Here is a 10,728-nt window from a genome sequence, read left to right as displayed (position 1 = left end):
TCTTGACACCCACCGCGGTGCGGTGAGCATCGAGGACGACGATCTTCGCCTCCAGCTCCGCGCGCACCTCGGGCGGGGCGGTGGCGGCCAGCCGTGTCAACCGGGCCGCCTTGGCGTGCAGCAGCTGCCCCTCCGCCTGCAAGCGGGCCAGCTTGACACCGAGGCCGCGGTCGTCGTAGGTCCATCCCCGGTAGTCCGAGGTCAACCCGCCGGGGCCCTCTGCTGCGATGGCGGCGGCACCGAGCGTGGTCGGTGACCAGTCGACGCCCACCGCGACCGTCCCGGCAGTGAGGTCGGCGGCAGGCACCATCTCGGTGGCCGCGCACCGCCAGAGCAGGCCCTTCCGATCGAGGACCAGGGTCGGCAGATGCCAATCGGTGATCACCCTGCCGTGCAGGTGCGCGGGGATGGTCGCGGTCAGCCGGACACTGCGCCACTGCGCCCGACCCGCCGGGGCGGGGCAGGTCGGCAGCTTCACAGTCAACGCCAGTTCACCGTTCGTCGAGGTGATCTGCGCGAGTTGCCGATCGGCGGCCGAGATTCGGGCCATCGCCGCCATCCGGGGTGGTCCCTGCACGTCGGTGATCCGCAACCGGCCGGCCGGTACCCCGCCGTCCCTGCGTGAGCGTGCGGCGAGCTGGCGTCGCACTCCTCGAGCGAAACCCGCCGGCACATAGTCCGCGGCGGCGGTGGTTGCCGTCAGCCGACCGGTGGCAGGGTCGAATCGATGAGAGAGCGCCGCGATCGCGGTGTCCCGGTAGGCCAGGGTCCGCAGTGTCGTCATCACCTGCGCGGTCACCACCCTGCTGACCCGGGAGGGCACATAGACCCCGTCCGGATAGATGGGGTTCCAGCCGAGACGGGCCGCGGCGACGTGACCCTGCGCGGGCAGCCTGCGGTCCTGGCGGTCCAGGCCGGCGGCGAGCACATCGAACGTCGCCGGCTGCCACAGTCGTGACACCAACTCGCCACCGGCACTGGCAATCAGGTTGAGCAGCCACCCCACCCGGACATCGACGTCGTCGAGGCCGATCGACTCGCCGGTCGCATCGTCGACCGCCACATGGGCGCGGGTGGTCACCGAAAACTGCCGCGCAGCAACCGCAGACCGACGATCCCCGGTGGTACTCATCGGTTACCCCTACCCCAACCGGGCTGCGGCATCGCCCCGGCGCCTGCGCTGATTCCGCTGCGACCGCAGCCGGCGGCACCGCCGGGAAGCGACACCACCAACACCCATGAAGTCATCCACCAGCCCCTCTACCAGCAACGTGTCGCCCCGATCGCGCCCAACCCAGACAGTAACCCCCACCTACGACAAGCAACGCTCGATCCACGCCACCGACGAACCCGGCCAACCGGTCGCGCCCGGTTTTCCAGCGATGACTCTTGCCCTGCGGAGCCCGGCACCCGGTAATACAGCGCCTCCACCCGTTCCCGGCGCCACCGAACCCGTCGCGGGCCTGCCCAGGTCAACGTCCAGATCCGCGAGATCAAATATCCGGTGCCCCGCACCGGTACGCCGAGACGGCAACCGACCCTCGACGCCGCCTAACGCACCCCGCCACAGACATGCCCAGGTCTCCGCAGCCTCACCAATCCACCTGCCGCAGATAGTAATAGCTACTATGAGATAGCCACAGAAATTCGATCAACAGCGGGAAGCCTTCCAGCCGGCTTCCGGTGCTTCTGGCCCCGCCATGTTCGTATCCCCTCCGTATGTGCTGCTGTGTCCCCACCTGTGCTCGCGCGTGGCAATCTACCAACCGCGGGCACTCACCGACCCTGCTCGCGGGGTGGTCCCCACCCCAATCAGGGTGTCGAGTGCGGCGACGAGGTGTTCGGGACCTGCGGGGTGCGCGGCCGCGGGATCGTGCGGGCCGATCACGTAGCGCCCGTCGCCAGCGATGTCGAACCACTGCAGGACGCCGACGTCCCGGCCGGTGCCGTAGCGGGGACCGCGGAACACCCGGACCTTCCCGCGTCCCGCGTATCCGCGTTGCACGGCGGTTTCGAGTCGGGGAGCGGGCGCCGCCCGATTGACCTCTTGCAGGATTCCCCGGGAGAAAGGGGCGTCCTCTTCGTCCCGCCGCCGGAACCGGTAACGGCCGGCGGCGTTCTGCGGAACGAGCCCGATCAACTGGGCACCCAGCCGCCCGGCCGGCCCGGCCCCGACCACCACGTCGCCGCCGATCTGCGGCGCCCGGCCGGGAAGTTGCGACGCGATGACCGTCCACTGCCGTCCCTACGCACCGATGATGCGGATCGGCGTCTCGTCGACGGTGGAACCGGAAATCTCGACATACAGTTCGGGGTCGGCGAGCACCTTCAGCGCCGACTTCAGACCGTCGTGCTCGGCGCCCGCGAAGGCGCCCCGAATCCGGTTCTGCTCTGCCACATATGCATTGAGCCCGGGATGCGCGCTCACGATTCGGAGCGGGTACGGGATGCGGTCCTGCCCGGTAGCGGCCCAGAGTGCGTCGAACAGTTCGGGACGCAGCTGCCAGTTGCGCATGCTCATGCGCCGATCACGGGCGGCGAGACGAGGGGCAGTCTGCCGATCAGCTCGTTGCCGTTGTCGAGGGTGATCAGGTAGTCGGGCGTCTTGTGTTCCCTGTCGTCACCGCCGCCCTTGCCTGTTCCCGCTCCGCCGCCCATCATCCCCCCGCCCATCGGGCCGGTGCCCCGCACGCCCGCACCGGTACGGCCACCGGCCGCGAGCCCCGCGGTCCCCGGTTTCGCTCCCGGCGACGCCCCGGACCCCGGCCGGCTCCCGAGGCCGGCGCCACCACCGAGTCCACCGACGCCGAGTCCGCCGACTCCGGCTCCGCCGCCCGATCCGGCACCTGCGGATCGCGATCCGGCGCCCGAGGGCGAATCGGCACCGTGAGCGAGACCCGACCGGCCCTGGGTCTGATCACCCGTCACTGACGTCGGGGTGGTCGCCGCCGGTGCGGCGGCCGACGACGGCGACGTGGCCGCGTCCTGCTCCGTGTCGTCCACAGCGGGTGTGCCGTCCACAGCAGGCGCAGCGGAAGCCTCGCTGTCGGGGCCTCCACCGGAACTCGGCTGTCCGGCATTCGGTACCCCGAACTGTTCACCCGAGCTGGGGGCACCGCCTCCGTCGCCGACACCGGGCCCGGGAGGACCCGACGGGACATCGACGATGCTCTCCGGTTTCGTGAACGACGGCACGTTGCCGTCCGACGTCGCGAGTCCCGGGTTGTAGATCGTGGCCATCTTCTCGCGTGCTTCGCCTTCTCGCCGGGAGTACTCGTCTTCGGTGTCCGTGTCCCAGCGCGTCAACTTGTCCCACAGTCCGGTGCCGATGGTTTCAGGAACCTGGGACCGCAGCGACGCGACGGTCTCGACGAGCGGCGTCAACGCCCCCGCCACTCCGTGGAGTTGCTCCTGTGCCTGCGGTGCGGAGGACGAGTACCGCTCGGTCTCGCCGTAGGCCGCGGACGCGGCAGCACCGTGCCAGCTCTCGCTGATCGTCTTCTTGATCGCATCGCTGAACTCGACGATCGTGTCGTGGGCCGTCGTCCCCAACTCGGTCCAGGCTCGCGCGATGCCGCCCCCGTGCTCGGCGTCCATGCTGGCGACGGCGTTCGCAATCCTCGCGTGATCCCACTGATCCGAATGAAAGTTCTCGGGATCCTTGATGTATGCCGGGTCGGTCACGTTTCCCCCTCCGATGGCGCAGTCCACCACACACGGTCAATTGTTCTGACGCAGCAGGACCCTCACCGGTTCCGCCCGCCCCCGCGAGAGAATCTACAAGACGGCACTCGGAACCCTAGTATCGAATATGTGCCGGCAATCGATCTGAACAGCGACCTCGGCGAGAGCTTCGGCGCCTGGACCCTGGGCGACGACATGGCGATGCTGAAACTCGTGACCAGCGCCAACGTGGCCTGCGGCTTTCATGCCGGAGATCCCGCGACATTGTTGTCGACCTGTTCTGCTGCCGCCGACCTCACGGTCCGCATCGGCGCGCAGGTGGGGTACCGCGACCTCGCCGGGTTCGGGCGACGGTTCATCGACGTCGCCCCACGCGACCTGACGGCCGACGTCATCTATCAGATCGGCGCCCTCGACGGTCTCGCGCAGGCTTCCGGATCTGCGGTGGCGTACGTGAAGCCGCACGGCGCGCTGTACAACGCGATCGTGCATCACCGCGAGCAGGCGCGTGCGGTGGTCGCGGCGGTCCGCGCCTACGACGAGACGCTTCCCGTCCTGGGGCTGCCCGGTTCGGTGTTTCTCGAGGAGTCCGAAAAGGCCGGACTGCGGACGGTCACCGAGGCGTTCGCCGACCGCGCGTACACACCCGAGGGCACGCTCGTACCCCGTTCGACGGATGGCGCCGTCTTGCACGATCCGGCGGCGGTGGCCGGGCGGGTGCGTCGACTCGTCGTCGATCACACGCTCGAGGCGATCGACGGCACGGTGCTCGCGGTCACCGCTGAATCCGTCTGTGTGCACGGCGATACGCCCGCGGCCGTCGAGATGGCCACCGCCATCCGATCGTTGCTCGACGCCGAGGGCATCACGGTGGAGCCGTTCGTCTGATGCGTGTCCTCGATGTCGGAGAAAGCGCGATCCTCGCCGAGTTCGAGGATCAAGGCACCGTGCTCGCGCACTTCCGTGCGCTGGACGAGTCCCGGCCACCGGGCGTCCGGGAAGTGATTCCGGCGGCGCGCACCATCCTGGTGCGGTTCGACCACGGCGCGACGAGCCGCGACCGCGTCGTCAAGTGGGTGCGGACGACGCAGCCGAAGGCGGCGGTTGCCGAGGAGGCCCCGGAGGAGATCCGGATATCCGTGCGGTACGACGGACCCGACCTCGAGGACGCGGCCGAGTTGACCGGTCTCGGTGTCGACGGTGTCGTCGCGGCGCACACCGGCACACCGTGGACGGTGGCCTTCTGTGGCTTCGCCCCCGGTTTCGGGTACCTCACCGGGGGCGCACCCGAACTGCACGTGCCGCGCCGCTCGACGCCGCGGACGTCGGTCCCAGCCGGGTCCGTGGCGCTCGGAGGGGAGTTCACCGGAATCTATCCCCGCAGCTCGCCCGGAGGGTGGCAACTCATCGGGACGACGGACGAACCGATCTGGGACGCCGAGCGCACTCCCCCGGCCCTGCTCCGCCCCGGCGTCGTCGTGCGCTTCGCGCCCGTGAGTACTTGACAACCGCCCGCGGTTAACAAGTACTCACAGGTCGAGGACGAGGCGGGCTCCCCGGGCCCGGGACACGCAGATCATCATGCTGTTGCACTGCGCGCGTTCGCTTTCGGTGAGGAGATCGTCGCGATGGTCGACGTCGCCGCCGAGGACCTTCACCTCGCACGACCCACAGATTCCCATCTCGCAGGAGGACGGGTGGTCGATGCCGGCGCCGCGAACGGCCTCGAGCACGGTCTGGTCGGGACGCACCGGGACGACCTTCTCGCTGCGGGCCAGTTCGACCTCGAACTCGCCGCTCGACCGGGCCGCGGGTGCCGACGCCGCGAACCGCTCGAGGTGGAGGTCGCCTGCGCGACCCGCCTGCGACATCCGTTCCACCAACGCGTCCATGAGCGGTGTGGGCCCGCAGCAGTAGACCGCCGCCCCCGACGAGGACCTCACGACGGTCTCCAGGTCCAGGTGACCGCTCGTGTCCTGGGGCACCAGTTGCACCGCGGATGGATCCAGCTCGTTCAGGAACGCGAAGTGCTCGGCCGTGCGCGCGCCGTACACCAGTTCCCAGGTTCCGCCGCGCCGCTGCACTTCCCGGATCATCGGCAGCATCGGGGTGATGCCGATTCCACCGGCGACGAAGACATATCGATCGGCCTCCGCCAGCACGAAATTGGCGCGTGGCCGGCCGACCTGGATCAGGCGTCCCGGACGCAGCTCACGATGCACCTCCACCGAACCGCCGCGGCCCGAGGGGAGTTCGAGGACAGCGATGCGGTAGCGGGTCGAGTCGGCTGGGTCACCGCACAGCGAGTACTGCCGGACCGTCCCCGACGGCAGGTGCACGTCGACGTGCGCGCCCGGTTCCCACGCGGGCAGTTCCCCGCCGTCTGCGTGCGCGAACTCGTATGACGCGATCGACTCCGCCTCCCAGCGGGCGGCGACCACCCGAAGTGGAAGAGTCTGCGGATCAGACCAACTCGTTGACATGACTACCGTCCTTGACGCGGTTCATCAGCTCGGTGAACGAGCGCCGGTAGTTCAGCGTGAACAGATCTGCCGGCACCGAGAATTCCTGGAACTCGGAATCCCAGGGGATTTCGCGGGGTTCGATGAACTCGACGATCGGGATGTCCTCGAGGTACACCATCTCCTCGACGCGCAGGCACTCCTCGAGGTCCGCGCCTCGGTAGCCGACCTCGTTGGCGACACCCCAGAAGATCTTGACGTGGTCGTAGTCGATCGGCGACGGGAATCCGGCGACGACGCGGCGTCCGAGCTTCTCGTAGTGGTACGTGATGGACGCGAGACCCGGAGCGGAGCAGCGGTACCGCATCATGCAGTCGCCGTCGTTGGCCCAGTCGCCGGAGCCGGCGTCGAGCGGCCGGTCCATCCAGACGTCGAGCCCGTCGCGGTTGACGTTCAGCGGTTCGACGACCTCCGGGGTCGGGCCCATCGACACCTTGTGGACGAAGGGGAAGTGTGCGACGTCGCGGAAGTTCTCGATCGTCACCCCGACTCCGACGGACGAGTCGATGGGATCGGCGGCAAGCCATTCGAGGTCGAGACCCTGCCACTCCTCGATTTCGTACATGCCGCGGATCGGGTCTTCGAGCACCGTCCAGACGTGGCCGAACCGCTCGACCGCGGGGTAGGTGGGGATCGACGCGCGCGGCGGGATCTTGCCCTGATCGGCCAGGGAGGGGATGCGGCTGCAACTGCCGTCGGCGCTGGAGAATTCCCAGCCGTGGTAGGGGCAGCCGATCGAACTCTGGTGCACTTCGCCCATCGACAGGTCGCCGCCGCGGTGCGGGCAGCGTCGCGACTGCACCGAGATCCACCCCTCGCCGTCGCGGTAGATCACCAGACCGACGCCGAGAAGCGTTGCGGTCTGGGGTTTGTCGAGGTCGCAGAGGCGCGCGACGGGGAACCAGGAGCGGCGCATCGACGCTTCAGCCAGCTCGCGTTTGGTTTGGGTGGGGATCGAGGTGGTCACGATGGTCCTTTCGGGAAGTTCAGGCGCCGACGACGAGCGCGCCACCGTTGACCGCGAGGGTCTGACCGGTGATGAATGCGGCTCCGTCGGAGGCGAGGAAGGCGACGGCCGCGGCGATTTCGTGGGCGTCGCCGAGACGGCCGAGGGGGACGGCGGCGAGTTCTTCGGTATAGAAGTCGTCGGGAACCATCCGGGTGTGGATCGCGCCCGGGGCGACGGCGTTGACGAGGATCTTCTGCGAGACGAGTTCGGTGGACAGCGCCTTCATCAGGCCGAGTTGCGCGGTCTTGGACACCATATAGCCGTAGGAGTGCCCACCCGGGACCTGCCCCCACTGCGAGGAGATGAAGATGACGCGCGGGGCCTCGCTGCGCGCGAGGAGCGGCGCGGCGGCGCGGGTGATGGCGTACGGCCCGAGGACATTGACGTCGAGGTAGGGCCGGAGGTTCTCGACGGGTGTTTCGTCGAGGGTCTTCCAGTCGTGCATGATGCCGGCGTTGTGGACGAGGATGTCGAGACGGCCGAAGGCGTCGTTCGCGACGGCGGCGACCCGTTCGCCGGCGTCCGGTGCGGTGACGTCCAGTTCGAGGCATTCGACCCGGCGGCAGGTGCTGTCGCGGATCTCCTTGGCGACCGCGGACAGTTCGGCGGGGTCGAGGTCGGCGATGATCAGGTCGGCGCCGCGGGACGCGAGGGTGCGCGCGTGTGCGGCGCCCATGCCCCGCGCGGCCCCGGTGACCAGTGCGACGCGGCCGTCCAGCCGAACGGTGGGGATGGCGGCGGGACTCATGCTCCCGCTCCGACGATGTGCGGCTCGGTGACGTACAGCATGTTGCCGTCGGGGTCGAAGAACGGACGGTACTGATACCAGGTGCCGCTGGGATGCTTCCACTGGATCCGCTCGTCGACCCATTCGACGCGTCCGTCCAGCGCGGCCTCGGCCTCGTCGAGGCTGTCGACCTCGAACGCGATCGAGTCGTAACCGGGCGCGTTGTCGGCGTTCACCGCGGTGCGGCGCGGAGCATGTTCGCCCACTTCGGATGTGAAGATGTAGAGCGTCACGTTGCCCATGTCGATGGCGGCCCACTCCTCGTCCTTCTCGTACGGGAGGTGGAAGGGCAGCCCGAGGACGCCGTGGTAGAACTCCACCAGTGCGTCGACATCACGCGTGAGGATGTCCATGTTGTCGATGCGCTTCAGTTTCAGCAAGGTGTTCTCCTTGGTCGGTGCCGCGAATTCGGCAGGAATGGTGCAGGGCCCACCGGAATGGGCGGTCAGGGTGCCGTTCTCGACGTCGAGCGAGACGGTGGCGAGGGTTTCGAAACGCGTCGACGCCGGCAGGGACGGGTCGACGTGGCAGCACGTCGCTCCGCCGCCGAGCAGGTGCGACGTCATCGCCTCGAGGACTGCGGAAGCATCGACGTCCGGCCGGCCTGCCAGTCGACGGCGGAGCAGGTCGAACCGGATCACGGTGTCCGGTCCGTCCCGGAGTTCCTTGTCGTGCAGGTTCGCCGGGCTGCTGAGGAAGTGGTTGGTGTGGACGAGCAGACCGTCGTGGTCCGGCAGGGCGTACCCGATGCCGACGGGATTGAGTTCGACACTCACGGCGGCGGATTCACCGCCGGCGCTCGCGACGAGCGTGAGCGACGTCGAAGCCGAGACCGCCGCCTGCGCGAGCCGGACGAGGGCGTGGTTGAGATCGCGCGACTCGTCGAGTACCACGCGAGCCAGGACGTGCACCGGCACGCCGATCCCGTTCCCGTCCTGCGTGTGATGGAGGATGTTGAAGTGCACGCCGAGTCCGCGGTCGTTGACGCCGATCTTGCCGACGATGCCGTACTCGGTGACGGTGGTGGTCAGATGGCCGTCCTCGTGCGGGATTTCCCAGACGATCCACAGATCGGCGAGTTCGGCGAACCAGTCCCACGCCTGAATGGAGACGGGCGCAGCACCCTCGCGGAGCCGGACGACGGTCGAGCACTCGCTCGGCGTGACCCCACCGACCGCGGCCAGCACCTCGGTGCGCGCATTGATCGCCGCGACTGCGGTCACCGGCAGTCCGGCGCCTTCCGCGATGCCGCCGATCTCCTCGGCGAGTGCGGGCGCGGCCGCCGTGATCTGTTCGAGGGCGAGGGTCCCCCAGTGGTCCAGGTCGACGGCCGAGCCGGCGGCGCGGTCGAACAACTGCCGGTAGGCGGCCACGGAGGCGACGACCTGTTCCGCGTGGACGCTGCCGAATTCGTATCCGCGGTCCCACGGGCGGGTCTGCGTGGAGCGGAAGCGACGGGTCACGACGCGACCTGCAGTCGCGGCGTCACCAGTTCGGCGACCTCGTCGAGGCGCGCGAACCACACGTCGCCGGATTCGGCCATGTGCGCCACCACCTGCTCGAACTGGGCGAGCCGGTAGGGGCGTCCGATGACCTCGGGATGCATGGTGAAGCTCGTGTGCCTGCGTTCGGCGCGAGCCGACTCGAATTCGGCTGTCCAGCAACGACGCAACTCTTCGGGGTCGGCGACGTTGCCACCGCCGTCGATGTTCCAGCCGAAGCGCGGCCAATCGTCCAGGGACCAGTGCACGGGCAGTTCGAGAATCTCGAGGCCGTCCCAGGACTCGACGTACGGACGGTCGTCGCCCATGCAACTCGAGTCGTAGAGGAAGCCGCGGTCGACGAGCAACGCGAACGTCTCGGGTGTGAGTTCCCAGGACGTGGAACGGTATCCACGCGGCCGTGGAACGCCGAGTCGTTCCAGCGCTTGGAGGCCATTGTCGATCTCGTCGATCTGCTGCTGCGTGCTCACCTTGTCGCTGCGCAGGTGCAGGTGCCCGTGGTGACCGATCTCGTGCCCCGCGTCGAGCAGACTTTCCACCATCGCGGGGTGATGCTCCGCTGTGTGTCCGGGGACGAAGAACGTCGCCGAGATGTCGTACCGGCCCAGCAGGTCGAGGATCCGCGGCACGCCGCGGGTGACGCCGTAGCGGCCTTCCGACAGGATCGTCAGTCGGCGTGCGTACTCGTCGCCCTCGCCGAGCCAGCCGGCCTCGGCGTCGACGTCGAAGGTCAACGACACCGCGGCCGCCTTGCCGCCCGGCCAGTCTGCAGTGGGAATGTCCCGATTCGTCAAGACGTCCTCCTCGTCGATTGCGCCGCTCCCGCGGCGGGAATGACTCCCGTGCGATTCTGCGCATGTCGGCAGTCAATGAGTGATGATTCAACGCTTTGCGTGTTGCGAACCACATTAACAGTGCGCAAACCGTCGCACAACCCTAGGCTGTCACCGCTTTGCGTCATTTATCGGTGAACTCTGCTGCGCATTGCGCAGCCTCACCGGAAAACACGAAGGCGGCACCTCGACGCCGTTGTCGAGGTGCCGCCTTCGGCGTGGGACCGGTTGCGTTACAGCAGGGTCCAGGCTTCGGTGAGGACGCTGCGCAGGATGCGTTCCATTTCGTCGAATTCGGCCTGCCCGCAGATCAGTGGGGGTGCGAGCTGGATGACGGGGTCGCCGCGGTCGTCGGCGCGGCAGTACAGGCCCGCATCGAACAGGGCGGTAG

10 protein-coding genes and 2 pseudogenes are annotated in these 10,728 nt (G+C 68.5%); 2 read left to right on the top strand and 10 right to left on the bottom strand.

Features of this window, described 5'->3' with window-relative positions:
- The 4 genes and pseudogenes from RJ1_RS43645 to RJ1_RS43630 all read right to left on the bottom strand — a co-directional run.
- Positions 1-1,132: pseudogene (locus tag RJ1_RS43645) on the bottom strand (transposase); the annotation flags it as partial.
- A 627-nt stretch (positions 1,133-1,759) separates the two neighbouring features.
- Positions 1,760-2,182, bottom strand: coding sequence for a hypothetical protein (locus tag RJ1_RS48585; RefSeq protein ID WP_240319807.1), 423 nt, complete (start codon positions 2,180-2,182; stop codon positions 1,760-1,762).
- 63 nt (positions 2,183-2,245) lie between these two features.
- Complete coding sequence (locus RJ1_RS48580; protein ID WP_240319808.1) at positions 2,246-2,521, bottom strand: ESX secretion-associated protein EspG; 276 nt, start codon at positions 2,519-2,521, stop codon at positions 2,246-2,248.
- Positions 2,518-3,684, bottom strand: coding sequence for a hypothetical protein (locus tag RJ1_RS43630; RefSeq protein ID WP_073370715.1), 1,167 nt, complete (start codon positions 3,682-3,684; stop codon positions 2,518-2,520). Before RJ1_RS43630 ends, RJ1_RS48580 begins: the two co-directional genes overlap by 4 nt.
- A 129-nt stretch (positions 3,685-3,813) precedes the next feature.
- On the opposite strand from RJ1_RS43630, the gene RJ1_RS43625 reads away from it, so the two are divergent.
- A complete protein-coding gene (locus tag RJ1_RS43625; RefSeq protein WP_073370713.1) occupies positions 3,814-4,572 on the top strand; it encodes a LamB/YcsF family protein in 759 nt (252 codons plus the stop codon).
- A complete protein-coding gene (locus RJ1_RS43620) occupies positions 4,572-5,189 on the top strand; it encodes a 5-oxoprolinase subunit B family protein (RefSeq protein ID WP_073370711.1) in 618 nt (205 codons plus the stop codon). The genes RJ1_RS43625 and RJ1_RS43620 overlap by 1 nt, the downstream gene beginning before the upstream one ends.
- Positions 5,190-5,213: 24 nt before the next feature.
- On the opposite strand, the gene RJ1_RS43615 is transcribed toward RJ1_RS43620, so the two are convergent.
- The 6 genes and pseudogenes from RJ1_RS43615 to RJ1_RS48575 form a co-directional block, all read right to left on the bottom strand.
- Entirely contained in the window at positions 5,214-6,167 is a 954-nt protein-coding gene (locus RJ1_RS43615; RefSeq protein ID WP_073370710.1) for a PDR/VanB family oxidoreductase, read from the bottom strand.
- Complete coding sequence (locus RJ1_RS43610; protein WP_073370709.1) at positions 6,148-7,173, bottom strand: Rieske 2Fe-2S domain-containing protein; 1,026 nt, start codon at positions 7,171-7,173, stop codon at positions 6,148-6,150. Before RJ1_RS43610 ends, RJ1_RS43615 begins: the two co-directional genes overlap by 20 nt.
- A 19-nt stretch (positions 7,174-7,192) precedes the next feature.
- On the bottom strand, positions 7,193-7,963 hold the full coding sequence (locus RJ1_RS43605) for an SDR family NAD(P)-dependent oxidoreductase (protein WP_073370706.1): 771 nt from the start codon (positions 7,961-7,963) through the stop codon (positions 7,193-7,195).
- The gene (locus tag RJ1_RS43600) at positions 7,960-9,465 is read right to left on the bottom strand and encodes a C45 family autoproteolytic acyltransferase/hydrolase (protein WP_073370704.1); all 1,506 of its coding nucleotides are present in this window, start codon (positions 9,463-9,465) and stop codon (positions 7,960-7,962) included. The genes RJ1_RS43605 and RJ1_RS43600 overlap by 4 nt, the downstream gene beginning before the upstream one ends.
- On the bottom strand, positions 9,462-10,298 hold the full coding sequence (locus RJ1_RS43595) for a polysaccharide deacetylase family protein (RefSeq protein ID WP_073370701.1): 837 nt from the start codon (positions 10,296-10,298) through the stop codon (positions 9,462-9,464). The genes RJ1_RS43600 and RJ1_RS43595 overlap by 4 nt, the downstream gene beginning before the upstream one ends.
- A 272-nt stretch (positions 10,299-10,570) precedes the next feature.
- Positions 10,571-10,728, bottom strand: a pseudogene (locus RJ1_RS48575) (aspartate aminotransferase family protein); the annotation flags it as partial.

Origin of the sequence: Rhodococcus jostii NBRC 16295 (assembly GCF_001894825.1) — a bacterium.
Classification (GTDB): domain Bacteria; phylum Actinomycetota; class Actinomycetes; order Mycobacteriales; family Mycobacteriaceae; genus Rhodococcus_F; species Rhodococcus_F jostii.
This window is presented reverse-complemented; position numbering and strand designations above follow the sequence as displayed.

What these genes read in the sequence shown, in the direction of transcription:
- RJ1_RS43605 (WP_073370706.1), bottom strand. Translation starts at nt 7,963, where the DNA reads ATGAGTCCCGCCGCCATCCCCACCGTTCGGCTGGACGGCCGCGTCGCA.
- RJ1_RS43620 (WP_073370711.1), top strand. Translation starts at nt 4,572, where the DNA reads ATGCGTGTCCTCGATGTCGGAGAAAGCGCGATCCTCGCCGAGTTCGAG.
- RJ1_RS48580 (WP_240319808.1), bottom strand. Translation starts at nt 2,521, where the DNA reads ATGAGCATGCGCAACTGGCAGCTGCGTCCCGAACTGTTCGACGCACTC.
- RJ1_RS43615 (WP_073370710.1), bottom strand. Translation starts at nt 6,167, where the DNA reads ATGTCAACGAGTTGGTCTGATCCGCAGACTCTTCCACTTCGGGTGGTC.